The organism is Rhizobium sp. ERR 1071, assembly GCF_007828675.1.
Classification (GTDB): Bacteria; Pseudomonadota; Alphaproteobacteria; order Rhizobiales; family Rhizobiaceae; genus Rhizobium; species Rhizobium dioscoreae.
On record NZ_VITM01000003.1, the window covers coordinates 514,671 to 540,408 of the forward strand.

27 protein-coding genes, 1 tRNA gene and 1 riboswitch are annotated in these 25,738 nt (G+C 61.4%); of the genes, 11 read left to right on the plus strand and 17 right to left on the minus strand.

Annotation, left to right across the window (positions count from 1 at the left end; genetic code table 11):
• Positions 1-11: 11 nt before the first annotated feature.
• Entirely contained in the window at positions 12-956 is a 945-nt protein-coding gene (locus FBZ99_RS12570; RefSeq protein ID WP_145633410.1) for a methyltransferase domain-containing protein, read from the minus strand.
• Positions 957-1,121: 165 nt separating this feature from the next.
• Between FBZ99_RS12570 and FBZ99_RS12575 the strand changes: the two genes are divergently transcribed.
• From FBZ99_RS12575 to FBZ99_RS12585, 3 genes are read left to right on the plus strand one after another with little or no spacing between them, the layout of a single operon-like run.
• Positions 1,122-1,388 (plus strand): DUF6460 domain-containing protein, encoded by a 267-nt coding sequence (locus FBZ99_RS12575; RefSeq protein ID WP_145633413.1) that lies wholly within the window; start codon positions 1,122-1,124, stop codon positions 1,386-1,388.
• Between the two features lies 1 nt (position 1,389).
• Complete coding sequence (locus FBZ99_RS12580) at positions 1,390-1,893, plus strand: CAP domain-containing protein (protein ID WP_113332034.1); 504 nt, start codon at positions 1,390-1,392, stop codon at positions 1,891-1,893.
• Positions 1,894-1,909: 16 nt separating this feature from the next.
• Positions 1,910-3,259, plus strand: coding sequence for an MATE family efflux transporter (locus FBZ99_RS12585; RefSeq protein ID WP_145633416.1), 1,350 nt, complete (start codon positions 1,910-1,912; stop codon positions 3,257-3,259).
• On the opposite strand, the gene FBZ99_RS12590 is transcribed toward FBZ99_RS12585, so the two are convergent.
• Together FBZ99_RS12590 and FBZ99_RS12595 are read right to left on the minus strand one after the other, a co-directional pair.
• On the minus strand, positions 3,235-4,323 hold the full coding sequence (locus FBZ99_RS12590; RefSeq protein ID WP_145633419.1) for a quinone-dependent dihydroorotate dehydrogenase: 1,089 nt from the start codon (positions 4,321-4,323) through the stop codon (positions 3,235-3,237). The genes FBZ99_RS12585 and FBZ99_RS12590 overlap by 25 nt on opposite strands.
• Positions 4,320-4,676 carry a DUF952 domain-containing protein gene (locus tag FBZ99_RS12595; protein WP_145633422.1) on the minus strand — a complete coding sequence of 119 codons (357 nt, stop codon included), beginning with the start codon at positions 4,674-4,676 and terminating at the stop codon, positions 4,320-4,322. The genes FBZ99_RS12590 and FBZ99_RS12595 overlap by 4 nt, the downstream gene beginning before the upstream one ends.
• Before the next feature lie 104 nt (positions 4,677-4,780).
• Here FBZ99_RS12595 and FBZ99_RS12600 point away from each other — a divergent pair, with 104 nt between their 5' ends.
• The 4 genes from FBZ99_RS12600 to FBZ99_RS12615 all read left to right on the plus strand — a co-directional run bounded on the left by FBZ99_RS12600 (position 4,781) and on the right by FBZ99_RS12615 (position 7,900).
• Positions 4,781-5,209, plus strand: coding sequence for a hypothetical protein (locus FBZ99_RS12600; RefSeq protein WP_113332092.1), 429 nt, complete (start codon positions 4,781-4,783; stop codon positions 5,207-5,209).
• Positions 5,210-5,346: 137 nt separating this feature from the next.
• Complete coding sequence (locus tag FBZ99_RS12605) at positions 5,347-6,015, plus strand: S24 family peptidase (protein WP_113332030.1); 669 nt, start codon at positions 5,347-5,349, stop codon at positions 6,013-6,015.
• Between the two features lie 15 nt (positions 6,016-6,030).
• Positions 6,031-7,308, plus strand: coding sequence for a hypothetical protein (locus FBZ99_RS12610; RefSeq protein ID WP_113332029.1), 1,278 nt, complete (start codon positions 6,031-6,033; stop codon positions 7,306-7,308).
• 178 nt (positions 7,309-7,486) lie between these two features.
• The gene (locus FBZ99_RS12615; RefSeq protein WP_015338732.1) at positions 7,487-7,900 is read left to right on the plus strand and encodes a tellurite resistance TerB family protein; all 414 of its coding nucleotides are present in this window, start codon (positions 7,487-7,489) and stop codon (positions 7,898-7,900) included.
• Positions 7,901-7,924: 24 nt separating this feature from the next.
• Here the strand turns inward: FBZ99_RS12615 and FBZ99_RS12620 are convergent, their stop codons facing one another.
• The 3 genes from FBZ99_RS12620 to FBZ99_RS12630 form a co-directional block, all read right to left on the minus strand.
• Complete coding sequence (locus FBZ99_RS12620; RefSeq protein ID WP_233788613.1) at positions 7,925-8,734, minus strand: transporter substrate-binding domain-containing protein; 810 nt, start codon at positions 8,732-8,734, stop codon at positions 7,925-7,927.
• Between the two features lie 200 nt (positions 8,735-8,934).
• Complete coding sequence (locus FBZ99_RS12625; RefSeq protein WP_113351252.1) at positions 8,935-9,510, minus strand: acyltransferase; 576 nt, start codon at positions 9,508-9,510, stop codon at positions 8,935-8,937.
• A gap of 112 nt (positions 9,511-9,622) precedes the next feature.
• Positions 9,623-10,849 carry an MFS transporter gene (locus tag FBZ99_RS12630; RefSeq protein ID WP_145633425.1) on the minus strand — a complete coding sequence of 409 codons (1,227 nt, stop codon included), beginning with the start codon at positions 10,847-10,849 and terminating at the stop codon, positions 9,623-9,625.
• A 99-nt stretch (positions 10,850-10,948) separates the two neighbouring features.
• Here FBZ99_RS12630 and FBZ99_RS12635 point away from each other — a divergent pair, with 99 nt between their 5' ends.
• The gene (locus tag FBZ99_RS12635) at positions 10,949-11,857 is read left to right on the plus strand and encodes a LysR family transcriptional regulator (RefSeq protein ID WP_112722064.1); all 909 of its coding nucleotides are present in this window, start codon (positions 10,949-10,951) and stop codon (positions 11,855-11,857) included.
• A 6-nt stretch (positions 11,858-11,863) separates the two neighbouring features.
• Here FBZ99_RS12635 and FBZ99_RS12640 read toward each other — a convergent pair.
• Together FBZ99_RS12640 and FBZ99_RS12645 are read right to left on the minus strand one after the other, a co-directional pair.
• Positions 11,864-11,937, minus strand: a tRNA-Gly gene (locus FBZ99_RS12640).
• Positions 11,938-11,995: 58 nt separating this feature from the next.
• Complete coding sequence (locus FBZ99_RS12645; RefSeq protein ID WP_069611245.1) at positions 11,996-13,090, minus strand: 2'-deoxycytidine 5'-triphosphate deaminase; 1,095 nt, start codon at positions 13,088-13,090, stop codon at positions 11,996-11,998.
• 72 nt (positions 13,091-13,162) lie between these two features.
• Positions 13,163-13,241, plus strand: a riboswitch (SAM riboswitch).
• 43 nt (positions 13,242-13,284) lie between these two features.
• On the opposite strand from FBZ99_RS12645, the gene FBZ99_RS12650 reads away from it, so the two are divergent.
• Positions 13,285-14,472: an O-succinylhomoserine sulfhydrylase gene (locus FBZ99_RS12650; protein WP_113332023.1), complete on the plus strand. Its 1,188-nt coding sequence runs from the start codon at positions 13,285-13,287 to the stop codon at positions 14,470-14,472.
• An 80-nt stretch (positions 14,473-14,552) separates the two neighbouring features.
• Here the strand turns inward: FBZ99_RS12650 and FBZ99_RS12655 are convergent, their stop codons facing one another.
• A complete protein-coding gene (locus FBZ99_RS12655; RefSeq protein ID WP_145633428.1) occupies positions 14,553-15,266 on the minus strand; it encodes a DNA helicase in 714 nt (237 codons plus the stop codon).
• 610 nt (positions 15,267-15,876) lie between these two features.
• On the opposite strand from FBZ99_RS12655, the gene apaG reads away from it, so the two are divergent.
• Positions 15,877-16,269: a Co2+/Mg2+ efflux protein ApaG gene (apaG, locus tag FBZ99_RS12660; RefSeq protein ID WP_113332090.1), complete on the plus strand. Its 393-nt coding sequence runs from the start codon at positions 15,877-15,879 to the stop codon at positions 16,267-16,269.
• 19 nt (positions 16,270-16,288) lie between these two features.
• Here apaG and FBZ99_RS12665 read toward each other — a convergent pair whose 3' ends face one another.
• The 3 genes from FBZ99_RS12665 to FBZ99_RS12675 all read right to left on the minus strand — a co-directional run bounded on the left by FBZ99_RS12665 (position 16,289) and on the right by FBZ99_RS12675 (position 19,517).
• A complete protein-coding gene (locus FBZ99_RS12665) occupies positions 16,289-17,278 on the minus strand; it encodes an Hsp33 family molecular chaperone (protein WP_145633431.1) in 990 nt (329 codons plus the stop codon).
• 48 nt (positions 17,279-17,326) lie between these two features.
• Positions 17,327-18,244: an ornithine carbamoyltransferase gene (gene argF, locus FBZ99_RS12670; RefSeq protein ID WP_069611241.1), complete on the minus strand. Its 918-nt coding sequence runs from the start codon at positions 18,242-18,244 to the stop codon at positions 17,327-17,329.
• Positions 18,245-18,317: 73 nt separating this feature from the next.
• Positions 18,318-19,517 carry an aspartate aminotransferase family protein gene (locus FBZ99_RS12675; protein WP_113332020.1) on the minus strand — a complete coding sequence of 400 codons (1,200 nt, stop codon included), beginning with the start codon at positions 19,515-19,517 and terminating at the stop codon, positions 18,318-18,320.
• Positions 19,518-19,941: 424 nt separating this feature from the next.
• On the opposite strand from FBZ99_RS12675, the gene FBZ99_RS12685 reads away from it, so the two are divergent.
• Positions 19,942-20,469 carry a GcrA family cell cycle regulator gene (locus FBZ99_RS12685; RefSeq protein WP_113332019.1) on the plus strand — a complete coding sequence of 176 codons (528 nt, stop codon included), beginning with the start codon at positions 19,942-19,944 and terminating at the stop codon, positions 20,467-20,469.
• A gap of 89 nt (positions 20,470-20,558) precedes the next feature.
• Here FBZ99_RS12685 and phoB read toward each other — a convergent pair whose 3' ends face one another.
• The 5 genes from phoB to pstC are packed head-to-tail and all read right to left on the minus strand — an operon-like array spanning position 20,559 to position 25,681.
• A complete protein-coding gene (phoB, locus tag FBZ99_RS12690; RefSeq protein WP_004128368.1) occupies positions 20,559-21,242 on the minus strand; it encodes a phosphate regulon transcriptional regulator PhoB in 684 nt (227 codons plus the stop codon).
• Between the two features lie 31 nt (positions 21,243-21,273).
• Positions 21,274-21,987 carry a phosphate signaling complex protein PhoU gene (gene phoU / locus FBZ99_RS12695; RefSeq protein WP_015338719.1) on the minus strand — a complete coding sequence of 238 codons (714 nt, stop codon included), beginning with the start codon at positions 21,985-21,987 and terminating at the stop codon, positions 21,274-21,276.
• A 50-nt stretch (positions 21,988-22,037) separates the two neighbouring features.
• A complete protein-coding gene (gene pstB / locus FBZ99_RS12700; RefSeq protein ID WP_113332018.1) occupies positions 22,038-22,853 on the minus strand; it encodes a phosphate ABC transporter ATP-binding protein PstB in 816 nt (271 codons plus the stop codon).
• 15 nt (positions 22,854-22,868) lie between these two features.
• Positions 22,869-24,203: a PstA family ABC transporter permease gene (gene pstA, locus FBZ99_RS12705; RefSeq protein ID WP_442966479.1), complete on the minus strand. Its 1,335-nt coding sequence runs from the start codon at positions 24,201-24,203 to the stop codon at positions 22,869-22,871.
• On the minus strand, positions 24,200-25,681 hold the full coding sequence (gene pstC / locus FBZ99_RS12710) for a phosphate ABC transporter permease subunit PstC (protein WP_145633434.1): 1,482 nt from the start codon (positions 25,679-25,681) through the stop codon (positions 24,200-24,202). The genes pstA and pstC overlap by 4 nt, the downstream gene beginning before the upstream one ends.
• Positions 25,682-25,738 lie beyond the last annotated feature (57 nt).

The window sequence follows — 25,738 nt, forward strand, 5'->3', positions numbered from 1 at the left end:
ATTCGAAATCATCAAGCCGATTTCCGGGTAAGGAACAGAATGCCGTGGACCGGTTTTCCGCCATCCATGCGAATGGTGCTGCGGGTGACATTCAGCACCGCAAAACCATGAGCGGCCAAAATCCGCCTGACATAGGCTTCCGAATGGGCGAACCGCAGGGAATCGCGCAGCACATAGCCGTCCGGCTGCTCCGCATCTTCAACCGAAAAGGCAAAGACGGCGCCATCGGCCGAAAGTTTCTGCACGATCGCCGTCACGCCATGCAAATCGCCGAGATACATCAGCACGTCGGCCGCAGTGATCAGATCTGCGCGGCCGGCCTCAAGCTCACCACCGAAAATGCCTGACAATTCCGGCTCAAGCGCGAGATCGGCCTGGCCGAGGTGATCGTAGACATTCTTTTCGGCCGCCTTGGCGAGCATGCCCTTCGACAGGTCGTAGCCTTCCAGCCGATCGACCCGGGCGCGGATTTCCGGCCCGAGCAGGCCCGTGCCGCAGCCAAGATCGATCGCGAGGCGGAAATGTTTCGGGATACCAGCCGTTTCGACAATTAGGCCGGCAAGCTTGCCGGGCACGCTGTAGCCGAGCTTCTCGACCAGCGAGGTTTCGAAGCGGTCGGCATAGTCGTCGAACAACCGCTCGACATAGAGGCTCGGTGGCCGGTCCGGCACATCGGCACCGCCGAGAACGGCAAGCTTGAGGCGGGCGCCGAAGACATCGCCTTGATCGAGCATCAGCACTTCGTTCAGCGCCGCGATTGCGCCGGATGCATCGCCGGCCTTCTCGCGATAGGTCGCAAGCGTGAACCAGCCCGCCGCCCAGCGTGGTACCAGCTCCAGCGCCTGCTCCATCAGCTCGGCCGCACTCGCGGGATCTCCGCTCTCGGCAAGCATCTTCGCATAATCGGCGCGGCGGTCGGCGATGACATCGCCGGAGGAAAGCTGGCTTGGCAGCATGTGTTTCATCCTGTTTGATGCTCGCCTTTGAACGCGGCCATAAAAAAACTCAAGTCCTATTTCAGGCAGGCGCTGGTTTAGGGTGTAAGCTGGGCGAAAGTGCTTGCGAGTCGCAGGTGCCGGCCCTATCTCAGCACCGACCGACTGCCATATGGAGACGTCAGCATGTCCGATCAGGTGAACAGATTCCTTGGCGACTCGCCAGGCAGAACGCTGGTGAAGCTCGTCATCGTGTCGCTCGTGGTCGGCTTCGTGATGAAGTTCTTCGGCTGGCGGCCGCTCGATTTCCTCTATGGCGTCCGTCGCTTCCTGCTCGATCTCTGGCACAGCGGCTTCGCTGCGCTTGGCGAGTTCGGCGATTATGTGCTGCTCGGCGCCTCCATCGTCATTCCCGTCTTCATCATACTTCGTTTGTTCCACTACCGCCGCTGACATGACCTCCCAGACACTGACCTGCACGCGCCGCGATGCGCTGCGCCTCGCCGCTCTTGCGCTCACCGCATCCGTCGCAAGCTGCGCCACGCCGCCTGCCCGGATTTCCAGCATCCCTGCCAGCGACCAGACCGCCTCTGCTCTGCCGCTCGTCAATGCACTGCGCGCCAAGAACGGCTTGCCACCATTGAAGATCGATACCGCTGCCAGCACCGCCGCCGTCTATCAGGCGAGGCGGATGGCGGATGCCGGCAAGATGGAGCACCTGATCGGCCTCGGCGACGATTTCGGCAAGCGGGTCAAGGCAAGCGGCGTCAAGCTGCCGGCAGCGGAGAACATTGCCGAGGGCCAGCGCGACGTGAATGCGGCGGTGACGGCCTGGATCAATTCGCCGAAGCATTTGCACAACATGCTCGGCAAATATGATGGCCTTGGCGTCGCTCTTGCCTATGCCCCCTCTTCCGGCGACAGGCCTTATTGGTCCATGGTGCTTTCCTCGAACTGAGGAGGCGTAACGTCAAATGGATGTCCAGCAAGGGAGCCGGCGGATTCTGCCCTTCGACGTGACGCATCGGCTCGTGCTGTCGATCGCGATTCCGATGACGCTCGGCTTCATGACGACACCGCTGCTCGGCCTTGTCGATACGGCCGTCGTCGGGCATCTCGGCCAGCCGGACGCGCTGGCGGGGCTTGCGATCGGCGCCGTGTTGTTTGATCTCCTTTTCTCAAGCTTCAACTTCCTGCGCGCCTCGACGACAGGGCTCACCGCGCAAGCCTACGGCCGTCATGACCGGCACGAACAGCAGGCCGTCTTCTGGCGCGCGCTGATATCGGCGCTCACATCAGGCATCCTGATCGTGCTCTTGTCGCCTCTTCTCCTTTGGCTCGGCCTCAAGCTCATGGGACCGCAAGGCGGCATCGCGGAGGCGACGCGCACCTATTTCTCCATCCGCATGCTGTCGGGACCGGCAGCGCTTGCCAATTACGCGCTGCTCGGCTTCGTGCTCGGCCGTGGTCAAGGCCGCATCGGGCTTTTGCTGCAGACCGTCATCAATGGCGTCAATATGGTGCTCGCCATCCTGCTCGGGCTCTATCTGGGCTGGGGTGTGGCGGGTGTTGCCTGGGGCACACTGATCGGCGAAGCGAGCGGCATGCTGCTCGGACTTTTGATCGTGCTGCGCAGTTTTGCCGGCGAGGAGCGCCCGGCGCGCGCGGAGCTGCTCTCGCGCACCAAGCTCACGCAGCTCTTCGCGCTCAACCGCGATATCCTCATCCGCACCTTCGTGCTGATTGCCGCCTTCACGCTGATGACGCGTATCGGCAACAGCTTCGGCGCCGTCATGCTCGCCGCCAATGCGGTGCTGATGAACTTCTTCCTGCTGTCGGGCTATTATCTCGACGGGCTCGCGAACGCAGCCGAGCAGATCACCGGCCGCTCGATCGGCGCCAATTACAGGCCGGCCTTCGAGCGCGGCTTGAAACTGACAGCGCTCTGGTCCTTCGGGTTGGCGCTTGCCGCCGCCATTTTTTTCTTTACGGTTGGGCCGGCGCTGATCCGCCTGCTGACAACTTCCGAAGAGGTGCGCCTCGCTGCGGAGACCTATCTGCCCTGGGCGGCAATCACCGGCCTGACTGGGGCGCTCGCCTTCCTGATGGATGGAGTCTTTATTGGCGCCACATGGTCGCGCGAGATGCGCAACAAGATGCTGCTATCCTTCGGCGGCTATCTCATAGCGCTCGCCGTCTTCGTGCCGACGCTTGGCAATCATGGCCTGTGGATGGCCATGAACGCCTTCCTGCTGTTTCGCGGCATCTTCCTGGCCATGGGCCTGAAGAAGCGGGCGGATCAGACGTTCCGATTCGCCCAGTAGTCCAGCTTGGTATCGCGCAGGTCGCGGATCGAGCCGGCGCGCTCGCGATCGAGCAACTTCGAGAGATCCGCCACGACGCGGCCCGGCAATCCCGGGCCTTCATAGACCATGCAGGAATAAAGTTGCACGAGATCCGCGCCGGCCTTGATCTTCTCCAGCGCCGTTTCCGCTGAGGAAACGCCGCCAACACCGATGATCGGCAGTGCGGCACCGACGCGGCGGCGCATCTTGGCAAGCACCACAGTCGATTTTTCGAAGACCGGCTTGCCGGAAAGGCCGCCTGCCTCTTTCGCCTGACGCTGGTCTTTCAAGCCATCACGCGAGAGCGTGGTGTTGGAGACAATCAGGCCATCGAGCGCATGCGACAATACTTCCGCGGCGATGTCATCCATGCCCTCCTCGGTAAGATCTGGCGCGATCTTGAGAAAGACGGGAATGCGCTTGCCGGCCTTGGCCGCTTCCTCGTCGCGCGCGGCAAGCACCGCCGACAAAAGGGCCGACAGGCTTTCGCGCGCCTGAAGATCGCGCAGGCCCGGCGTATTCGGCGAGGAGATATTGGCGGTGAAATAGCGCGCCACGGAATAGAAGCGGCGGATACCGGCGACATAATCGGCGATGCGGTCAGCGCTATCCTTGTTGGCGCCGATGTTGACGCCGATGATGCCGTTGCCGCGGATGGTTTTGAGGCGCTGAAATGCTGCCTCATGGCCCTCATTGTTGAAGCCCAGGCGGTTGATGACGCCTTCGTCTTCGACCAGCCGGAAGATGCGTGGGCGCGGATTGCCCGACTGCGCCTTCGGCGTGACCGTGCCGATCTCGGTGAAGCCGAAACCAAGCTTCAGCAGCGCCTCCGGCACTTCGGCATTCTTGTCGTAGCCGGCGGCCATGCCGATGGGGTTGACAAAGTCGAGCCCTGCCACGGTCTGGCGCAGGCGGGGATCGTTGCGTGTGCGGCAAGCGGGAACGAGGCCGGATTTCAGCGCCGCAATCGACATGCCGTGTGCCGTTTCCGGATCGAACAGGAACAGGCCGCGCCGGCCGAGGTCGCGAAAGGCGCCGATCATTCCGCCATCTCCGGAAAGAGGTGAGCTCCATCGTCGCCAATCGGCAGCGGCTTTTCCCAGAGCACGACCGAAAGTGGCAGCGGCGCATAGAGATGCGGGAAGAGATCGCCACCGCGCGAGGGTTCAAACACCACCTTGTCGCCGAGCGCGTCGCCGTCCACCGCCACCAGCAGCAAGCCGGTCTGTCCGGCGAAATGGCGCGCCGCCGTCTCTCTCGCTTGCTTCGCAGTGGAGAAATGAATGTAGCCATCGGTCAGATCGATCGCCGCGCCATGAAAAACGCCGGTTTGTCTGGCTTGCTGCCAGAGCGTGTCCGGCACGATCTTGTAAACCACTGGCATGGCGGTCATCATCCCTCTGTAAAGCTGTGCTGATAGGCTTTGCACGAAAACATCAGCCGATGTCCACGGTTTCCGTGATGGATTTGGGTTTTAACGCAGAAAATCCGGAGGATGACATGACGAAGGAACTGAAAATCGGTCTTGCAGCCATGCTGGTGCCCACTGCTATTCTTCTCTCCACGCCGGCTCTTTCAGCCGAACCGGATGCCGAACGCTTCCAGCTGGAGCGCAGTGGCGATCATTTCATCCGCCTCGACAAGCAGACCGGGGCGATGTCCATCTGCCAGGATCAGGGCGGCAATCTCGTCTGCCGCATGGCCGCCGACGAGCGCAGCGCCTATGACGACGAGCTCGATCGACTGTCCGATCGCGTGACGAAGCTGGAAAAGACCGTTGCCGCAAACAAGGGATCGAGCCTGCCCGACGACGCCGAGATCGACCGTACGCTCGGGATCATGCAGAAATTCATGCGTGGCTTCATGGGCATGGCGAAGGAATTCCAGAACGAGCAGCCGGACGCGAAGCCGCAGCCGCAGAAGACTTGAGACCGCGAAAAACCGCGGGCGAAAGCACGGGGATAAAGGACCGTATTCCTATACCGGTCTTTACTCGCCAAAATGCCTCGGTTAACCTTTTCTGAAGAGCAAAGCGCCGGGCGAGCCGGCGCGGATACCGAGCGGCGATGCTGTCACACGAGCAGATATGGGGTGCGATCGACCGGCTTGCCGAGCGGCATGCCCTGACCCCTTCCGGTCTCGCCCGCCGCGCCGGCCTCGATGCCACCTCCTTCAACAAATCGAAGCGGCTGAGCCAAGACGGACGCCTGCGCTGGCCCTCGACGGAATCGATCGCCAAGATCCTCGATGCGACGGGTGCCAGCCTGGAGCAGTTCCTGAGCTTCATCCGGCCCGCCGAGACGCCGGGCGCTACGACTCCACCAAACGGGATTTTGCCGGCCGGCAACGCCATACCTCTGATCGGCTTTGCCCAAGCGGGCGCAGGCGGCTTCTTCGACGATGGCGGATTTCCAGCCGGTCAGGGCTGGGACATGGTGGAATTTCCCGTCGCTGCCGGGCACAGGACCGGCGCCTACGCGCTGGAGGTGCAGGGCGAAAGCATGTTGCCGCTCTATCGCGACGGGGATATTCTGATTGTCGAGCCAGGTGCTCAGATCAGGAAAAACGACCGTGTCGTCGTGAAGACCCGCGAGGGCGAAGTCATGGCCAAGGTTCTGCTGCGGCAGAGCGCCAAGTCGATTGAGCTTTTGTCGCTCAATCCCGAACACCCCAACCGCAGCTTCGATCTTGCGGATGTGGAATGGATTGCCCGGATCATTTGGGCCAGCCAATAGGAAAGTTTTCTCGTTATGCGTCGTAATATTTGGCTTGCAGGTGCGGCAGGCGCGATCGTCGGTTCTTGGTTGACCCTCGTCGCGATTCAGGTCAGCGAGCGTGGTTTCAGCCTGCCCCACCGAGACCACAGCGACACGACGGCTCAAAGCAAGCCGGCTGTGACTGGGCCGGGCGAGACCGCCAAGGCCGGCACCACACCACCAAAGGCTATAGAAGCACCCAAGCCAGCCGAGACCACGAAGCAGAACGACGCAAATTCAGGTCAGGCGCAATCGGAGGGCCAACCGGTAGCGCAAGCCGCCGGCTCGGCCACGCAAGCAGCGAAGGATAAGGCAACGATCCTCGCCACAGCGTCCCCATCGACAAGCAGTTCCGACGGCAGTCCCGAGCTGTCCGCCGCTGCCATGGCGGCGGCTGCGGCGGCGAGCGATGGCGACGAGACTAAGGCCGCGGAAAACAAGACGGCGGCAGCGCCGCCGGTGACGCAACAGGACGACAAGGTTCCGACCGACGCTGCCCGTTCGAACGACGTATCGACGAAGCCAGAGGAAATCCAAAAGCTGCCGCCTGCGACAGATATGGCGAGCGGCAAGGACGCCGCCACGTCCCAGGCCCAGCAGTCAAGCGAAAACACGCCGGGCAAGGCGGTAGCCGCTTCATCGGAGACTGGGTCTGACGACCAGGCCAAGACCGATCCCATCCCGGACAACCGGATACCGGCCGACCAGATCGACAGGGAGACGGCGGCGGCCGAACATCGAACCCTGCCGCCGGAATTGCCGCGGCAGCAGCCAGCGTCTCAGTCCGAACAGGCAGCACTTGATCCCGCATCCAAGCCGCAGGAGCAGACGACAACGATCGAACTCGTCCGCCCCTTCTCGGATCAGGCCGGCATATTGACCATCACCGGTAGGAGCGTACAGCTCACCGGGATCATTCCGACCGATGTCGATCGAATGTGCACCGGCCCGAGCGGGAAGGACTGGCCCTGCGGCCAAGCCGCGCGCACGGCATTCCGCATGTATCTGCGTGGCCGATCGATCGATTGCGATGTGCCCGATGCCAACTGGAAAGGCACCGTCAAGGGCGCCTGCCGCTATGTCCGCGTCGATCTCAGCGCCTGGCTGGTGCGCTTCGGCTGGGCCGATCCGGAGCCAGGTTCGCCGCTTGCATCGCTCGTCGACGAGGCCAAGCAGAAGAAGCGCGGCATGTATGGCGACGATCCGCGCAAGAATGGAAAATCGACGCTCGGGCCGGCCTTGCCCAAGGAAGATCCGCTCAATCCGATCTGACGTCTTGCTTCAGCCACCACAGCGCCGCGCGTCATATATCGCGCGCAAAGGCCGCTACGGCACTTCCAATCCGCCGCATAATTCCTTAAATCGATTCCGATTCAAGGAATTATGCAGTAACTTTTGCCATGGGACGCGCGACTTTTCAGCTTGCCAAATTCAAAGGACTTCGCCTGTCATGAACAAGCCGCTTTCTGCTCACGAGGCCCTGATCTACGTCATGGTACTGGCCTCGGCCGTCGATCGCACGATGAACGACCGGGAGCTCAGCCGCATCGGGGAGCTCATTCACGCCCTGCCGGTCTTCAAGGGGTTCGACGACGAGAAGCTGATTTCCGTCTCTCGCGATTGCGCCAAGCTTCTTTCGAACAATGAGGGATTGGACATCGTGCTCGAAACCGTGCGCGATACGCTTCCCGCCCGTCTTTATGACACAGCCTACGCCCTTGCCGTCGAAGTCGCTTCGGCCGACCTGTCGGTCAAGGCCGAGGAATTGCGCCTGCTCAGCCTGCTTCGCGACCGTCTCGGCCTCGACAAACTGACTTGTGCGGCCATCGAACGCAGCGCAATCGCCCGTTATCGCAAGGCCTAGAGGCTTTTTCCGAAATTGCGCTAATCAGTAAAGCCCATAGGGAAAATAGCGCAGATAAATTTCCTGCAGCCTGCCATCGCGAGACAGCGTGGCAAGCGCATGGTTGATCGCCGCCGTCAGATCGGCGTCCTGCTGGCGCAGCATGATGGTCATGCCTTCGCCGAGAAATTGCTGTGACAGGTAGGGACCGTCAAAAAGAGCGCAGCATTTTTCCGCCGCCGGCGACGAGACCCAGAAGGAAAGCTGCAGGCCATCGGCAAATGCGGCATCGACCTTGCCGTCCTTGACGGCGGCCAGAAGCCCATCCTTGTCATCGAAGGGCACCGGCTTGATCGCCGGGAAGAAGGCCGTCAGCATTGCCTCATGCACTGTGCCCTTGACGACGCCAACAGGATGTCCCGAGAGCGAGGCAGCTGTCGTGCCGCCGATCAATGCCTTGAGATTGCGCACGAAACGGGCAGGCAACATCAGGAACGGCCGTGAAAAGGCGAAGGTCTTGCGCAGTTCGGGTGTGACCGCAACGCCGGCGATGACGGCATCGCCTTGCGAAGCGGCAAGTGCGCCCTGCAATTCGCCAAAGGGCAAGGCCTGGATCTGGCACTTGTCCGCTATTGCCAGCTCGTCGCAGATCTTGCGCGCCAGCTCGACATGGAAGCCGGTGAGCTTGCCGTTCTGATCGAGGAAATTGAAGGGCGGAAAGTCGATCGACGTCAGGAAGCGCAGTCTGACCAGCGAAGACAGATCCGGCTTCGGCAGGCGCTCACGCGCATCGAACAGGATCGGCAGGCTCGGCGGCTTCGTCTCCTGAGCGGCAAGCGGCAGGGTGCAGGACATGGCGATCAAGGCCGTAAGCGCAAGATGCCGGGCGGCCGACATGATCGAGGAAAGGCAAACACGCATGGTCTGGATCGGGCCTCCGGTCGTGGATGCACATTTCTGGTTTCACGAATCCGATGTAGCAGAGTCATGCCGCAGGGGGAATATCGCGGTCTGCTGATGGCCGAAGCTCCGGGATGAGCGACGTTCGAGCTTTTTTACTTTTTCTGCAGGACGAGCCGTTCAATCTTTCCCGATCGGGTGCCGCCCGCCTCTCCGCGCCGCTTCAACAGCCTTGCCGGGGTACCGACATAGATGCCGTAAGGCTCGGTCCTACCCTTGATGACAGCGTTGGCGCCGATAACGCATCCTTTGGAAATATGGGAGCCACCGAGGATCTTGGCGCCCGCTCCGATCCAGACATCGTCTTCGATGACGATCGGCTTCTTCGTCACGCCCTGAAGACGAATTGGGCGGGAAATATCATCGAAATTGTGATCGAAGGAAACGATCATCGCATGCGCAGCGATGCGTACATCATTGCCTATGACGATCCCGCCGCGGCCCAGCAGAATGCTGTAATCGTTGAAGGAGACGTGATTACCGATCTCGATGCTGCCTTCCTGTGCATCGATGACGACTCCCTTGCGGAAATGCACTCTTTCCCCGATGCGAACGTCGCCGCGCCGCCAGATGATCCTGGTGCCGAGAGGTACTTTCGTGCTGCGGGCAATCTTCAGCGCACCGCTTCGAAAGAGCGCCCTCAGCCTGTAAACCCAAGCTATTCCACGCATTCCGACGCTCCTGACAAGGGGCGCCTGTTTTTGCATGCTTGTCTGGCGGCCACCTGAATGCGTCACAGATGGCGATGCGGCAGCGCAGCCACAAGTGCTGTCCTTGCATTGCTCAGGTGCGCGCAGCAAGACCCGTGATCAATGCAATCACGCCAAAGCCCGCCGCCCCTGCGCATACGGCAGCCCAGCCGCCGAAATCCCATGCCGTGCCGGCGAGCGCCGATCCGAGAGCTCCGCCGAGGAAGAAGATGCCGACGAACAGACCATTGATCCGCCCGCGCGCCTCCGGCTTCAGGAGATTGACGGCACGGCGACCTAAGGTCTGATCGCCGGTGACGCCGACATCGAGCAAGACGGCGCTCATGCCCAGAAGGATCAACAGGGCCACGGAGCTGCCCGAGCGTATTCCACCCACCCAGGCGGCCAGCGCCATCGCGGCAAGCACGATCACATGGGAGGCCAATGTCGCCGTCCGCGTCCATCCCCTGTCGCCCATACGGCCGAAGACGGAGGTCGCCGCGGCACCACCGGCACCCACAAGGGCAAACAGCGCGATGCCGGATTGGCCGAGCGAGAACGGCGGCTGCGCCAGACGCAGTGCGACGGAAGTCCAGAACAGGCTGAAGCTCGCCATCATCAAGGCCGCCGTGAAGGCGCGCAGCCGCAGCACCGGTTCCTCCTGCAAAAGCTTGAAGAGCGAACCGATCAAGGCCCCGTAGTTCGTGCTGATCAGAGGGCGCCGCTCGGGCAGGCGCAGGGCAAGCACAGCGGCGAGGAGCGCAAGCGTTGCGGCGCTCAGGGCATAGAAACTTCTCCAGCCCCAAAAGTCGGCAATCAGGCTCGCCAAAGGGCGTGAGACAAGAATGCCGACCATGACGCCGCTCATGACATTGCCGATCACCCGGCCGCGATGTTCGGGCGGCGCCATCGCTGCCGCGATCGGCACGAGGATCTGGATGGCGGAGCAGGCCGCTCCCAGAAGGAAGAGGAAGATCAACAGGCTCCAGCCGGTCGGCGCGAAGGCGGCGGCAACGGCCATGACCAGAGCCGAAAGGAGCATGCGCAGCACCAGCTGCCGGTTCTCCATAAGGTCCGCCAGCGGCACCAGAAAGAACAGGCCGGCGGCGTAGCCAAGCAGCGAGGCCATGGCCACCAGGCCGGCACCGCTTTCGGAAAAGCCGAGCGACGGACCGATGATGCCGACCAGTGTCTGAGGCGCGAAAAGATTGATGATGATGACGCCGGTCGCGATGGCGAACAACAATGTCGAGGGAGCGGCCGTTGCTGCGGAAACCTCTTCCTCCGACTCGCTCGTGATGCATTCCGGGACCTGCGACATGATCTCTCCAAATTTCTGATAATAAAGATAGCCATCTTTATCGCTTCGTTGCATAATGCGGCAATTGAAATGAACTAATAATGATTATGCGAGCTCAGCATGAACATTCATGACCTGGAAGCTTTCGTCGCAGTGGTGGAAACAGGTTCGATCGTTGCCGCCTCCGCACGCATCAATCTGACCCAGCCAGGCATCACCCGCCGCATACAGAACCTGGAAGACAGCCTCGGCATCGCGCTGCTCGACCGGCAATCGAAGCCCTTGCGGCCGACGGCGGCAGGACGCGAGGCCTATGAGCATGGCCGTCGGGTGCTGCGCTCGCTCGACGATCTCAAGGCCGGCGTTTCGCCCGGCGGCACGATCGGCGGCGAATTCCGCCTCGGGATCATGCCCTATCTCTCCGAAGCGGCCTTATCGGCCCCGCTCGACGAATTGCGCGGCCAGTTTCCGCAATTGACGCTGCGCGTCGTCACCGGCTGGTCGCCGCAACTGATCGAACAGGTCGCTCACAGTCAGCTCGATGCGGCAACCGTCTGCCTCGCGGAAGGGCTGCAGCCGCCGGATAATGTCGTCGGCGAAATGCTCGGAGTCCATGCCGTCATTCTCGTCGCGGCACCGTCGCTGGGCGTCCCCAAGGAACCGAGATTGGAAGATCTCTCCCGCTTCCCGTGGATCATGAACCAGAGCGGCTGCGGCTTTCGCGCCTTCATCCAGCATCGCTTCGAAGCCGAACGCCTGCCCTTCGACGTCGGCGTCGAGGCCATGAGCGCCGATCTCAGAATGTCGCTGGTCGCGCGCGGTCTCGGCATCGGTGTTTTAACACCTGCCGCACTGGCGGACAGCCGCTGGCGCGATTTGGTCGAAATCGTCGAAGCCCCGGATTTCAGCCCGAAAGTCGTCAACTGGCTGGTGCATCGGCCGCCGGCGGGGCGGCTGGCGCGGCCGATCGCAATTTTTGGGGAAGCGCTGAAGGAAACGCTGAAAACGAAGAGACCGCTTCTGGCGTGAAGATTATGGAGCGGGTGAAGGGAATCGAACCCTCGTATTCAGCTTGGGAAGCTGCTGCTCTACCATTGAGCTACACCCGCCTGACATCGTGAGATGTCCAACAGTTACCGGCCTCTGTCAAGGCCGGTCGGCAATCGATCAAAGCCGGAAGTGCTTGGAGAGCTTCAGGCCCTGTGCCTGGTAGTTCGAGCCGAGGCCGGAGCCGTAGAGGCTGCTTGGCTGTTCCAGCATGTGTTCATAGATCAGGCGACCGACGATCTGGCCATCCTCGAGGATGAAGGGCACTTCGTGGCTGCGCACTTCAAGCACGGCGCGGCTGCCGCGGCCGCCGGCCGGGGCATGGCCGAAGCCGGGATCGAAGAAGCCGGCATAGTGGACGCGGAATTCGCCGACCAGCGGATCGAACGGCGTCATCTCGGCGGCGAAATGCGGCGGCACATGCACAGCCTCGCGCGAGACGAGGATGTAGAATTCATCGGGATCGAGGATCAGCTCGGTGCGGCCGCGGCTATAGAGCGGTTCCCAGAAATCGAAAATATCGTGCTGGGCCTTTTTGTCGACGTCGACGACGGCGGTATGGTGCTTGCCGCGATAGCCGATCAGGCCTTCCTTGTCGCCGGCAAGATCGATCGAGAGCGCGATGCCGCCGCCGGTGATATTCGGCTTCTTGCTGGCGACCAGCGTCTCGCTCTCGTGTAGCGCCAGCAGTTCCGGCTCGGTGAGCAGGGCCTGGCCGACGCGGAAGCGGATCTGCGACAGGCGCGAACCGCGGCGAACGACGATCGGGAAGGTGCGCGGGCTGATTTCGAGATAGAGCGGGCCGGAATAGCCGGCCGGGATCTTGTCGAACTCCTGCGCCCGGTCGGTGATGACGCGGGTGAAGATGTCGAGACGGCCGGTCGAGCTCTTCGGATTGGCGGAGGCCGACATATCCTCGGGTAGATCCAGCCGCTCCATCAGCGGCACAATATAGACGCAGCCCGTTTCCAGCACAGCGCCTTCGGAGAGATCGACCACATGCAGTTTCAGCCGGTCGAGCTTGTCGGCGACGAGATGTGATGGACCGGGCATGAAGCTGGCGCGGACGCGGAAGGCATGCGAGCCGAGCCGCAGGTCAAGGCTTGCCGGCTGGATCTGATCGACGTCCAGTTCTCTCTCGCTCGTCAGCCGCCCCGTTTCAAACAGCGCTGCGATGGCGCGATCGGCCAAAATTCCAGTATTGCGAGCCATCATGCTTCTCTCATAATTTGTCGCAGACAAAACCAAACTCGGGGAATTGACGCAAGCCGTCAACGGCAGTATTGCAACTTATCCCGTGGTGATTTGGCCGGTCGGCTTGCAGCCACGTTAAACAAATGGCTAAAAAGACCGGGGTTGAACCGGTCTGCTTTCGCGACCGGTTTTTTTGTTTTGAAAGTGGTGATGGCATGAGCAAGACTTGGCGCCCCGCAACCCAGCTCGTACACAACGGAACGCTCCGTTCGCAATTCGGCGAGACCTCCGAAGCAATCTATCTGACCCAGGGCTTCGTCTATGAGACCTCGGAAGCGGCGGAAGCCCGCTTCAAGGGCGAGACGGATGGTTTCATCTACGCCCGCTACGGCAGCCCCACCAACGACATGTTCGAAAAGCGCATGTGCGCGCTGGAAGGCGCTGAAGACGCCCGCGCCACCGCGTCCGGCATGGCCGCTGTCTCCGCAGCCATCCTTTGCCAGCTGAAGGCCGGCGATCATATCGTCGCTGCCCGCGCCCTCTTCGGCTCCTGCCGCTGGGTGGTCGAGACGCTGGCGCCGAAATACGGCATCGAATGCACGCTGGTCGACGGCCGCTTTACCGAGAACTGGGAAAAGGCCATCCGCCCGAACACCAAGGTGTTCTTCCTCGAAAGCCCGACCAACCCGACGCTGGAAGTGGTCGATATTGCCGCCGTCGCCAAGCTCGCCAACCAGATCGGCGCAAAGGTCGTGGTCGACAACGTCTTCGCCACGCCGCTCTTCCAAAAGCCTTTGGAACTCGGCGCCCATATCGTCGTCTACTCCGCCACCAAACATATCGACGGCCAAGGTCGTTCGCTTGGTGGCGTCATCCTTTCCGACAAGCAGTGGATCGACGAGAACCTGCAGGACTATTTCCGCCACACCGGCCCGGCCATGTCTCCCTTTACCGCCTGGACGCTGCTGAAAGGCATTGAGACGCTGCCGCTGCGCGTTGCGCAGCAGACGGCGAACGCCTCCAAGGTTGCCGATTTCCTCGCCGAGCAGACCAACAAGGTCGCCCGCGTGATCTATCCCGGCCGCAAGGACCATCCGCAGGCCGATATCATCGCCAAGCAGATGAGCGGCGGCTCTACGCTGGTCGCCTTCGAGCTCAAGGGCGGCAAGGAAGCGGCCTTCAAGCTGCAGAATGCGCTGGAGATCGTCAAGATTTCCAACAATCTCGGCGACTCGAAGAGCCTGATCACCCATCCTGCCACCACGACGCACAAGAACCTCACCGACGAGGCCCGCGCCGAGCTCGGCATTTCGCCGGGCACCGTGCGCTTCTCCGCCGGCATCGAAGACAGCGCGGATCTGGTCGAGGACTTCGCCCGCGCGCTCGAGCAGGTTTCCGCCTGATATCAATCGAGCCGCCCGGATTTTTCCGGGCGGCTCGACCTGCCCCCATCGGGCAATCTCGCGAAAGATAGGGTAGCTCGTCAGCTAGCGGCCTTGAATTCAACCAGACCGTTGTTCAGGAAGACCGTCTTGTCGAACAATTTAAGATCCAGCGGATTCGGCAGGCGAACATCCGAGAGATCGGGCACTGGTTTCAGCGCCGGATCATAGGAACGGTCGATCTGCGAGACAAAGACGACGATCACGCCTCTGGCGCGCGCAAACGCCTTCAGCGCCCGGACCTGGATCATCAGCTCCGGTTTTTCCCGTTTCTGATCGAGCAGCTGCAGAAAATCGACGACCGCCAACGTGCCACGCGGCGCACCGGCCAGCCTCTCGACGATATAATCGGCGCTGATGGCATCTGAATTGTCGAATTCAAACAGATCGGCAAATTCCGCATAATCGGCACCGATGACAGGAAAACGGTCCAGGACGACCTTTTCCGTGTCCTCCAGCGTGAAGAAGACACCGCGATTGCCAGCCTTCATGGCTTCGACGGCGAGCCGCAAGCTCATTAGGGTCTTGCCGTGACCGCGCCGCGCGCCGATCAGCACCAGATCGCCCGGGCTCAGACGCGAATATAGCTCACCGATGGGCACAGCTGAGCTCGTTTTGCTTGCGAGCAAGCTCCAGCCCGCAAAGCCTTCGCCAGCCGCGACGCGATCCAGCGCGGCGTGCAAGGGGATTTTCTGCTGGCGAGACAGGAGCCTAGCCTTGCGCTTTAAATGATAAACAGGGGCAGAAAGCCTCATCTAAACCTCCTATTGCGAGCAATGACCGCAACCCCTCCTTATGCCAGGCGCTCAAACAGTCGGTTTTGATATCGACGGCCCCGCATGAAATATACTTTCCCGAATGGAGGGGGGAGGCACGGGCCATGCCAGAATCAGATGATAGCCGAAATGCCTTCCGATGAAAATTGCGGTCACACCCCCAGGGAACATAAGATGAAATGAGGAATTATATGAGCTGGAGATTTTGATCGGCGGGCTGCAGATATGACGGGCAACCTACAAGTGCACCTTTGGCTGCGGCAAGCGTTTCTTCTCACCAAAAGTGGAGAGAGAGGCTTCATGTCAGAGAATACCAAATGACAGACGATTTGAGATACTTCTTTCGACGTCTCGTTAACCTTCGTTATTAGCTGTAATAGCTAAATGCCGGGAAGGCTCTACCCGTTCACGCAAGTTTTCATCACGCCGTTCCTTGACGGAGCGGGCTGGTTATAGGATACCGCTAGATATCCCGCTCTTGGCGGGGGTGGTGGAATGCGGATAATATGCCGCGAATGTGGAAATGCTGAAGCGGCAGTGAGGCTTGGAGAAGCGCTCGGCGCTTCAGGGCAGTGGCAAGGTATCAGGCATGTATCGCGCCCTAACACGCGACATCGAGGTTGTCGTCGAACCTTTTTATCTGGAGGAGCAATCCGATCCGGACGACGATCGCTATGTCTGGGGATACCGCATCGTCATATCCAACCATTCGAAGAAGGCCGTGAAGCTGGTGACACGCTACTGGCACATCACCGACATGAATGGCATGGTGGATGAGGTGACGGGGCCGGGCGTCGTCGGCGAGCAGCCGCATCTGAAACCCGGCGATACCTATGAATATTCATCGGGCTGCCCGCTGGATACGCCGTCAGGCATGATGTTCGGCCATTACCAGATGGAAACGGACGACGGAGAGCAATTCCATGTCAAGATCCCCGCCTTTTCTCTGGATACGCCCAACCTGTTGCGCACGCTGAACTGAGCCGACAAAATCGGCAACATCAGGCCGCCTCTATCTCCGACACGTCGAAGCGATACGTCGTAGAGCAGAATTCACAAGTGACGGCGATCTCGCCATTCTCCTGGCTGGCCTCGATCTCCTCGGCCGTGAAGCCCTTCAAGACGCCCTTCAGCTTGTCGCGCGAGCACGAACAGCGGTCATAGACGGCCTTCGGCTCGTAGACGCGTACGCCACGCTCGTGGAACAGGCGATAGAGAAGGCGCTCGGTGCCAACCTGCGGATCCGTCAGCTCATCGGCATCGATGGTTTCCACCAGGCTGCGTGCCTCCGCCCAGGCATCGTCTTCGACATGATCGCGCACGCCGGTATCGCCATCGCCGCCATGCAGGTCCGGCTGACGCATACGCTCGGGCGCTTCGGGCAGGAACTGCGCGATCAGGCCACCGGCCCGCCAGCGGTGACGCGGCTTGCCGTTCTCATCACGGTCGAAAAGTTCTGCCGCCCCCAGACGCACGCGCGTCGGGATCTGCTCCGACTGACGGAAATAGGTGCCGGCAATCTCTTCGAGCGAGGCGCCATCAAGCGCGACAATGCCCTGATAGGGCTGGCTGAAACGGCCCTGATCGATGGTGAAGGCGAGGACGCCCTTGCCGAGCAGCTGTTCCGGCTCGGTCCGGCCTTCGGCGACTGCCTTTTCCAGTGCTTCTTCGTCGAAACGGGCATAGGCGCGAACGTTTTCCGGCGTCGTGAAATCGGCAACCAGAAGGTCGACGGGACCGTCGCCCTTGGTCTGTACGGTAAACTTGCCTTCGAATTTCAGCGACGTGCCAAGCAGGACGGTCAGGACGATGGCCTCCGCCAGAAGGCGTGCAACCGGCGTCGGATAGTCATGCCGGGCAAGGATCGCGTCCAGCAGCGGACCGAGCTGTACGGCACGGCCGCGCACGTCCAGACCTTCCACCTGGAAGGGAACGACATGATCGTCACCGGCGAAATCAAACTGACCCAGCGTTGCGGCATTTTCGGCCATTGCTTTACTCCTACTGCGCCCGCGCCCTTGAGACGCGGTTTAATATCTTCAGATCGCGCCCAGGCACCAAGCAAGAATCGACTTTTGCGCATGAAGGCGGTTTTCCGCCTCATCGAAGACAACGGATTGCGGGCCATCGATCACCTCGTCCGTCACCTCCTCCCCGCGATGAGCAGGCAGGCAATGCATGAACAAAGCGTCTTTGCCGGCCTGTGCCATCAAAGCCTTGTTGACCTGATAGGGCTGGAAGACGTTGTGACCGCGTGCCCGGTGCTCCTGATTCATGGAAACCCAGGTATCGGTTACCACGCAATCGGCGCCGGCGACCGCACGGTCTGCATCATGCGAGAGCATGATTTCGGCGCCCTCGTTGCGGGCCCAGTTCAGATAGTGATCCTTCGGCTCGGAGCCAAGGGGTACCGCCATATTCATGCGATAGCCGAAGCGCGCGGCCCCTTCGATCAGCGAATGCAGCACGTTGTTGCCGTCGCCCGTCCAGGCGAGCGTCTTGCCCTTGATCGGGCCGCGATGCTCTTCGAAGGTCATGATGTCGGCCATGATCTGGCAAGGATGCGTATCGTCGGTCAGCGCATTGATGACGGGAACCGTCGCATGTTCCGCCAGCTCCAGCAGGCGCGAATGATCGGTCGTGCGGATCATGATGGCATCGACATAGCGCGACAGCACCTTGGCCGTATCGCCGATCGTTTCGGCGCGGCCAAGCTGCATTTCGGTGCCGGAGAGGAACAGCGTCTCGCCGCCCAGCTGTCGCATGCCGACATCGAAGGAAACGCGGGTTCGGGTGGACGGCTTCTCGAAGATCATCGCCAGCATCTTGCCGGCCAGCGGCTTGTCGGCAGTGCCGGCCTTCTGCGCGCTCTTTCGCACGATCGCGTCATCGATGATGTTGCGCAGATCGGCCGCCGGAACGGCAGAGAGGTCGAGAAAGTGTTTCGGAGAAGCCATGTCCTTACCTGTGCTCCAGAAAAAACAATAACGCCCGCGTGGGGCAGGAACGCCCCATCTACGGGCGTTGAACTCAAGCCGATTTCTTGGTGCGAGCTGCGCGCGCACGCTCGGCGGCACGCTCCAGGCGGGCAAGACCTTCGCGTGCTTCTTCGGCGGTGACGACCAGCGGCGGCAGAAGGCGGATGACGTTATCGCCGGCCGGCACGCCGAGCAGATGCTCGGCACGGATAGCCTGCAGCAGCTCTGCCTGCGGAATGGCCGCCTTGATGCCGAGCATCAGACCTTCGCCGCGAACGTCCTCGATGATGTCAGGAAAACGATCCTTGAGCGAGGCGAGCCCCTGGCGGAAGACCAGCGAGACATCGCGCACATGCTGCAGGAAGCCTTCGGCAAGCACGATATCGAGAACGGCATTTCCGACCGCCATGGCGAGCGGATTGCCGCCATAGGTGGAACCGTGGGTGCCTGCCTTCATGCCTGAGGCGGCTTCCGCCGTCGCAAGGCAGGCACCGAGCGGGAAACCGCCGCCGATGCCCTTGGCGACAGCCATGATATCAGGCTTGATGCCGGCCCATTCATAGGCGAAAAGCTTGCCAGTGCGGCCGACGCCACACTGTACTTCGTCGAGGATCAGCAGCAGGCCGTGTTCGTCGCAGATCTCACGCAGCCCGCGCAGGAATTCATTGGTGGCCGGACGGATGCCGCCCTCACCCTGGACCGGCTCGATCAGGATCCCGGCTGTCGCATCCGTGATGGCGGCACGCACGGCATCGAGATCACCGAACTGCACTTGGTCAAAACCCGGTGCCTTAGGCCCGAAGCCCTCGATATACTTCTCCTGGCCGCCGGCGGCGATGGTCGCGATGGTGCGGCCGTGGAAGGCGCCCTCGAAGGTGATGATGTGGAACTTTTCGGGATGCCCCTTGGCGAATTGATAGCGCCGCGCCGTCTTGATGGCGCATTCCAGCGCCTCGGCGCCCGAATTGGTGAAGAATACCTTGTCGGCGAAGGTCGCTTCCGTCAGCCGCTTCGACAGCTTCTCCTGACCGGGCACCTCGTAGAGGTTCGACAGGTGCCAGACCTTGTCGGCCTGGGCCTTCAATTCGGCGACGAGATGAGGATGGGCGTGACCGAGCGAGTTGACCGCGACGCCGGCTGCGAAATCGAGGTAGCGCTCGCCATTTTCGGTGACCAGCCAGACGCCCTCGCCTCGCTCGAACCGTAACGGAGCGCGCATATAGGTGTCATAAAGCGGCGTGGTCTCGGCCATGGCCATATCTCCTGATCACAACTTTAAGGACCGATCGCTTCGATTTGATGAAACGGGTCCGAAAAAATCAAAAATGCCGCCTTGCGGCGGCCCGGGCACTATTGATGTTTTGCATCGCGATGTCAACAAAACTGGCGTTTTAGCAGGTGCGAGATAGCGCTTGCGGGCAAAAGAGATAGGTTCGGCGGCGCCTATTGCAGAAATGCCACGCCTAGGCAGCAAGTTGGGGAAAACCTCGAAATCGATTCCTCAAGATTCTCGCGACTCTTGTCACGGAGTCAGCCTCACACTAGGTTAAAAAGCAATTGCTAGACTGCATGCGGCGGAACTAGTCACCACAATTTTAGAGCGTTTCGCGCCTCGTTCCCATGCGAGGCAATGGTGAGGGATTCTGCCATCGGAAACGCGACAGCGGAGACAGGGCATGAATTGGACAGACGAACGCGTCGAGAAGCTGAAAAAGCTATGGTCCGAAGGGTTGAGCGCCAGCCAGATCGCTGCGCAGCTCGGTGGCGTGAGCCGTAATGCCGTTATCGGCAAGGTGCACCGCCTGAACCTTCCTGGCCGAGCGAAGGCGGGCGGCACGGCAACCGCGACGCGCACGCCAAAGCGCAGTGCCGCGGCTCCTCGCGCAACGACCTACGGCTCGCGCGTCGCTACCCGCACCGTGGTCGCCCGCCAGCAGGGTGCAACCATGCTGAAGGAAGAGATCGAGATCGATTCCGTCAATGAAATTCAGTATCGCCCGGCATCGAACGTCGTCGTTCCGATCTCCCGCCGCCTCGGCCTGACGGAGCTGACGGAACGCACCTGCAAATGGCCGGTCGGGGATCCGCTGAAGGACGACTTCCACTTCTGCGGCAATGACAGCCCGGATTCGTCGCCCTACTGCACCTATCATCAGCGCATGGCCTACCAGCCGGTGCATGACCGCCGTCGCAACAACGGCTGAAAGTTACCGCAAGACAAAGAGAAACGGGCCCCTCGAGGCCCGTTTTTCTATTTCCGCCGCTATTTAGTAACACCCGAGCGGCAAGCCGCTCAGGCTTCCATGGAATAGCCCGCGCCGCGAACGGTACGGATGACATCCTGCATATTGGAGAAATTGAGCGCCTTGCGCAGACGGCCGACATGGACGTCGACCGTGCGTTCATCGACGTAGATATCGTGCCCCCATACGCCATCGAGTAGCTGCGAACGCGAGAAGACGCGGCCTGGCGAGGACATCAGGAACTCCAGCAGGCGGAATTCTGTCGGCCCCAGCCGGACTTCGCGGCTCTTGCGGTGGACGCGATGGGTTTCGCGGTCCAGCTCGATATCGCCGCAACGCAGCACCGTGGAGAGAACCTCCGGGCGGGCGCGCCGCAGCATCGCCTTGACGCGGGCCATCAGCTCCGGCGTCGAGAACGGCTTGACGACGTAATCGTCCGCGCCGGTCGAAAGTCCGCGCACGCGCTCGCTTTCCTCGCCGCGAGCCGTCAGCATGATGATCGGCAAGCGCTCCGTCTCCGGCCGCATACGCAGCCGGCGGCAGAGCTCGATGCCGGACACGCCGGGGAGCATCCAGTCGAGGATCAGGAGATCGGGGATGCGCTCCTGGAGACGCAGCTCGGCCTCATCACCTCTGAGGATCGTGTCGACCTCGAAGCCTTCGGCCTCAAGATTGTAGCGCAGCAGAACGCTAAGCGCTTCCTCGTCTTCTACAACAGCAACTCTCGGAACCATGCGCCTATGGTCTCCTTTCTTCGCTTCCAGATTATTCCGTCACTGCGCCGACGGTGTTGGCGGTATCGTCCTTCGGGCGCTCGCCTTCCGGCTGAGCACCGGTCGCCATGTAATAGATCGTCTCGGCGATGTTGGTGGCATGGTCGCCGATGCGCTCGATGTTCTTGGCGCAGAAGAGAAGATGCGTGCAGGTGGTGATGTTGCGCGGATCTTCCATCATGTAGGTCAGCATCTCGCGGAAGAGCGAGGTGTACATGGCGTCGATTTCCTCGTCGCGTTCGCGGATCGACACGGCCTTATCGGGCGAGCGGGTCGCGTAAACATCAAGAACTTCCTTGAGCTGGCTCAGTGCCAGTTCGGAGAGGTGTTCGATGCCACGAGCGAGACGACGCGGCACGCCCGTGCCCTGAACGGCGATGACGCGCTTTGCGGTATTCTTGCCGAGATCACCGACGCGCTCCAGATCGGAGGCGATGCGGATCGAGCCCATGATTTCGCGCAGGTCCGCTGCCATCGGCTGACGACGAGCGATGGTGACGATCGCCTTGTCACCAACTTCGCGCTCGGCATGGTCGAGAACGACGTCGTCGGAGATGACCTTCTGGGCCAGGGCCGCGTCGCTGTTGACGAGAGCGCGTACGCTGTCGCTAACCATCTGCTCGGCCAGGCCGCCCATTTCGGCAATGCGACGCGTCAGAAACTTCAGGTCTTCGTCATAGGCTGAGAGAATGTGAGTGGAGACCATTTTTCTATCCTCAAGTGAACTGTGTGAAAGGAGCCGCGCGCCTGCCATCATCAACCAAAACGGCCCATGATGTAATCCTGCGTGCGGAAATCGTCGGGATTGGTGAACATCTTATCGGTGTCGTTCTCCTCGACCAGGTGGCCGAGATGGAACATTGCGGTACGCTGCGAGACACGAGCGGCCTGCTGCATGGAATGCGTCACGATGACGATGGTAAAATTCTCCCGAAGCTCGTGGATGAGATCCTCGACCTTGGCGGTTGCGATCGGATCGAGCGCCGAGCACGGCTCATCCATCAGGATCACCTCCGGGCTGACAGCAACGGCGCGCGCGATGCAGAGGCGCTGCTGCTGGCCGCCCGACAGGCTCGTGCCGGCATCATGGAGCCGATCCTTCACCTCACCCCATAGACCGGCCTTCTGCAGACTGGTTTCGACGATATGCTCGAGATCGGCCTTTGAGCGATGCAGGCCATGGATGCGCGGGCCGTAGGCGACGTTCTCGTAGATCGACTTCGGAAACGGGTTGGGCTTCTGGAAGACCATGCCGACGCGGGCGCGCAATTCCACGACATCGATGCTGTCGTCGTAGACATCCTGATCGTCGAGCGTGATCTTGCCGGTGACGCGGCAGGTCTCGATCGTATCGTTCATGCGGTTGAGGCAGCGCAGGAAGGTGGACTTGCCACAGCCGGAAGGGCCGATCAGGGCCGTGACCGTATTGGCGCGGATCTTCAGATTGACGTCGAAGAGCGCCCGCTTGTCGCCGTAGAACACAGAAACGTCCTGGCCGATCATCTTGTAAGGGATCGTCGTCATCTTCTTGGCCAAGGCTCTTTCGCTGGCAGCTTCCGTCATCATGTTCATTTCGTGCGCCCTCCCTTACCAGCGCCGCTCGAAGCGGCGGCGCAGCAGGATGGCGCCGATGTTCATCGCGACGAGGAAGAAGAGGAGCACGATGATGGCGCCGGACGTTCTTTCGACGAAGGCTCGCTCGGCTTCGCTCGCCCACATATAGATCTGCACCGGCAACGCCGTCGAAGGATCGAGCGGCGATGCCGGATAATTGGCGACAAAGGCGACCATGCCGATCAGAAGCAGTGGCGCGGTCTCTCCGAGCGCATGGGCAAGCCCTAGGATCGTGCCCGTCAGAATGCCAGGCATCGCGAGCGGCAGAACATGATGTAAGACCATCTGCATGCGCGATGCGCCAAGACCGAGCGCCGCGCTGCGGATCGACGGCGGCACGGCACGCAAGGCCGAGCGCGTGGCGATGATGATCATCGGCAGCGTCATCAGGCTCAGTACAAGGCCGCCGACCAGCGATGCCGAGCGCGGCAGCCCCATCATGTTGATGAAGACCGAGAGACCCAGCAGGCCATAGACGATCGAGGGGACGGCAGCGAGATTGTTGATGTTGACCTCGATCAGATCCGTCAGCCGGTTCTTCGGTGCGAACTCTTCCAGATAGATCGAGGCAGCAACGCCGACCGGCAAGGCAAGCACGAGAACGGTCAGCATCAGGTAGAGCGAGCCGATCAGCGCGACACCAAGCCCGGCGGCTTCCGGCCGGCTCGAATTGCCCGACAGAAAGAGACCGCTGTTGAAGGCCTTGTGAAGCGCGCCGCTTTCGCTGAGTTGCTTCATCCATGCGACCTGGCGGTCGGAAATCTTGCGATCCTTCTCGCTGACGGTCAGATCGATCTGCCCCTTGTTGGCGGAATCGATGTTGGCGCTGGCCAGAAATGTGACGTTCTGTGTCGTCCCGATGATCGAGGGGTTGGCAACGACTCTGTCGCGCAACACGATCCTGGCACTGTCCGACACCATCGCCATCGCCTCGCGCACAAGCGTGCGATTGGCCGGATCGATGCCAAGCGCTTTCACCAACGCATCGCGCACCAGTACGGGGTAATTGGCAGCGATCAGCACCTTCGGATCGTTCATGCGCTTACCCGTCGGGTCGATTACCTTCTCGGTAAATTCGATCGGCAGGGTGATCGAAGTCTGGACAAAGGCGGTATAGCCTGTGCGGACCACGGTCGAGACCAGGATGATAAGGAAGACGAGACCGAAGATGACGGCGGTCATCCCATAGGCGCGAAAGCGACGCTCGGCGGCATAGCGCCGCTTAATGCCGATATCGCGGTGTACAGACGCACCCGGCGTCAGACCGCGCGGCATGTTGAGCTGAGAGGAAGATACGACGTCGCTCATTCGTATTGCTCCCTGTATCGACGGACAATGTAGAGCGCATAGACGTTGAGGCACAGCGTCAGGCAGAACAGCGTGATGCCGAGGGCGAAGGCGACGAGCGTCTGCGGCGAAGTGAACTCCAGATCGCCGGTCAGCTGATTGACGATCTTCACCGTGACCGTCGTCATCGGTTCGAAGGGATCGAGCTGCATGCGCGCGGCAACGCCTGCGGCCAGCACCACGATCATGGTTTCGCCGATCGCCCGCGACGCGGTCATCAGCAGCGCGCCGACGATGCCGGGAAGAGCGGCCGGCAGCAGGACGCGCTTGACCGTTTCCGAGCGGGTGGCGCCGAGGCCGAGCGAGCCGTCGCGCAGCGACCGCGGCACGGCCATGATGATATCGTCCGACAGCGAGGAGACGTAAGGGATGAGCATCACGCCCATGACGAAGCCAGCCGTCAAAACGCTCTGCGCCTCGATGAAGCTTCTGTAGTTTCCGGTCATAAGCCCGTCGATCTCGGCGGAGATATCGCGCAGGAAGGGGCCGACTGTGACAAGGGCGAAGAAGCCGTAGACGATCGTTGGAATGCCGGCCAGAACCTCCAGCATCGGCTTGGCGATGGAGCGAACGCGAGCCGAGGCATATTCGGCCATGTAGATCGCGGCGAACAGGCCGATAGGCACGGCAAAGAGCATGGCGACGAAGCCGATATAGACCGTACCTGCCAGGAGCGGGATCAGACCGAAGGTGCCCGAGGTCTGCGCGCCGGCGCCGGTGAAGCGCGGGTCCCAGACGGTACCGAAGAAGAACTCGCTGGCCGGCACCATACTGAAGAAACGCGCCGCTTCCGAAAGCATGGAAACGACGATGCCGACCGTTGTCAGCACCGCGATGGAGGAGGCAACGATCAGGGCTCCGAGGATGACCTGCTCGACCCGGTTGCGGGCGCGAAAACGCGGCGCAATCGCGTGAAGGCCATGGGCCGCGCAAAGCAACGACAGGACGATCGCCGCCGCCGCCATGACCATGCGGCTCAATTCGCGCATGCCATTATATCTATTCGCGGCCTCGATCATGTAGCCCGTGGGGCGTACGGCGAGTGGAACGCCCTTCTGCGCCAGCAGCAACTGAAGATCGGCCTTGCCGCCATCGACATCGGCAAGCTCCTGGCTATCGAGCATGCGCATGCCGCGGGCGATGCTGCGCACCATGCCGTAGCTGAGATTGAGCTCAGCCGGCGGCAGAGACTGAACCTCCTCGGGAAAGGATTTGGTCACCAGGCGGTCGATGACGATGGGACTGACGATCAGCCAGGCGCAGATGAGCGCCAGGGGCGGAAGTACCGCCCATATGGCGGCATAGGCACCGTGATAGCCGAGCCGGGAATGCATGGACGAAGACCTGCCGCCCGACAGCGCGGCCGCCCTCACCCGCCCCAGCACGAAAGCGGAGGCGCCGAAGACCGACAAGCAGAGCAGCAGCAGCGATACACTCATTCCCATTCCCCGGCGAACCCCGGGGCAGCCGAAAGCCGCCCTGGTGCCCGACCCTTC

Bases quoted from the DNA above. Each gene is read 5' to 3' on its own strand.
- FBZ99_RS12570 (WP_145633410.1), bottom strand. From the start codon at position 956: ATGCTGCCAAGCCAGCTTTCCTCCGGCGATGTCATCGCCGACCGCCGC.
- FBZ99_RS12575 (WP_145633413.1), top strand. From the start codon at position 1,122: ATGTCCGATCAGGTGAACAGATTCCTTGGCGACTCGCCAGGCAGAACG.
- FBZ99_RS12580 (WP_113332034.1), top strand. From the start codon at position 1,390: ATGACCTCCCAGACACTGACCTGCACGCGCCGCGATGCGCTGCGCCTC.
- FBZ99_RS12585 (WP_145633416.1), top strand. From the start codon at position 1,910: ATGGATGTCCAGCAAGGGAGCCGGCGGATTCTGCCCTTCGACGTGACG.
- FBZ99_RS12590 (WP_145633419.1), bottom strand. From the start codon at position 4,323: ATGATCGGCGCCTTTCGCGACCTCGGCCGGCGCGGCCTGTTCCTGTTC.
- FBZ99_RS12595 (WP_145633422.1), bottom strand. From the start codon at position 4,676: ATGATGACCGCCATGCCAGTGGTTTACAAGATCGTGCCGGACACGCTC.
- FBZ99_RS12600 (WP_113332092.1), top strand. From the start codon at position 4,781: ATGACGAAGGAACTGAAAATCGGTCTTGCAGCCATGCTGGTGCCCACT.
- FBZ99_RS12605 (WP_113332030.1), top strand. From the start codon at position 5,347: ATGCTGTCACACGAGCAGATATGGGGTGCGATCGACCGGCTTGCCGAG.
- FBZ99_RS12610 (WP_113332029.1), top strand. From the start codon at position 6,031: ATGCGTCGTAATATTTGGCTTGCAGGTGCGGCAGGCGCGATCGTCGGT.
- FBZ99_RS12615 (WP_015338732.1), top strand. From the start codon at position 7,487: ATGAACAAGCCGCTTTCTGCTCACGAGGCCCTGATCTACGTCATGGTA.
- FBZ99_RS12620 (WP_233788613.1), bottom strand. From the start codon at position 8,734: ATGTCCTGCACCCTGCCGCTTGCCGCTCAGGAGACGAAGCCGCCGAGC.
- FBZ99_RS12625 (WP_113351252.1), bottom strand. From the start codon at position 9,510: ATGCGTGGAATAGCTTGGGTTTACAGGCTGAGGGCGCTCTTTCGAAGC.
- FBZ99_RS12630 (WP_145633425.1), bottom strand. From the start codon at position 10,849: ATGTCGCAGGTCCCGGAATGCATCACGAGCGAGTCGGAGGAAGAGGTT.
- FBZ99_RS12635 (WP_112722064.1), top strand. From the start codon at position 10,949: ATGAACATTCATGACCTGGAAGCTTTCGTCGCAGTGGTGGAAACAGGT.
- FBZ99_RS12645 (WP_069611245.1), bottom strand. From the start codon at position 13,090: ATGATGGCTCGCAATACTGGAATTTTGGCCGATCGCGCCATCGCAGCG.
- FBZ99_RS12650 (WP_113332023.1), top strand. From the start codon at position 13,285: ATGAGCAAGACTTGGCGCCCCGCAACCCAGCTCGTACACAACGGAACG.
- FBZ99_RS12655 (WP_145633428.1), bottom strand. From the start codon at position 15,266: ATGAGGCTTTCTGCCCCTGTTTATCATTTAAAGCGCAAGGCTAGGCTC.
- apaG (WP_113332090.1), top strand. From the start codon at position 15,877: ATGTATCGCGCCCTAACACGCGACATCGAGGTTGTCGTCGAACCTTTT.
- FBZ99_RS12665 (WP_145633431.1), bottom strand. From the start codon at position 17,278: ATGGCCGAAAATGCCGCAACGCTGGGTCAGTTTGATTTCGCCGGTGAC.
- argF (WP_069611241.1), bottom strand. From the start codon at position 18,244: ATGGCTTCTCCGAAACACTTTCTCGACCTCTCTGCCGTTCCGGCGGCC.
- FBZ99_RS12675 (WP_113332020.1), bottom strand. From the start codon at position 19,517: ATGGCCGAGACCACGCCGCTTTATGACACCTATATGCGCGCTCCGTTA.
- FBZ99_RS12685 (WP_113332019.1), top strand. From the start codon at position 19,942: ATGAATTGGACAGACGAACGCGTCGAGAAGCTGAAAAAGCTATGGTCC.
- phoB (WP_004128368.1), bottom strand. From the start codon at position 21,242: ATGGTTCCGAGAGTTGCTGTTGTAGAAGACGAGGAAGCGCTTAGCGTT.
- phoU (WP_015338719.1), bottom strand. From the start codon at position 21,987: ATGGTCTCCACTCACATTCTCTCAGCCTATGACGAAGACCTGAAGTTT.
- pstB (WP_113332018.1), bottom strand. From the start codon at position 22,853: ATGAACATGATGACGGAAGCTGCCAGCGAAAGAGCCTTGGCCAAGAAG.
- pstA (WP_442966479.1), bottom strand. From the start codon at position 24,203: ATGAGCGACGTCGTATCTTCCTCTCAGCTCAACATGCCGCGCGGTCTG.
- pstC (WP_145633434.1), bottom strand. From the start codon at position 25,681: ATGAGTGTATCGCTGCTGCTGCTCTGCTTGTCGGTCTTCGGCGCCTCC.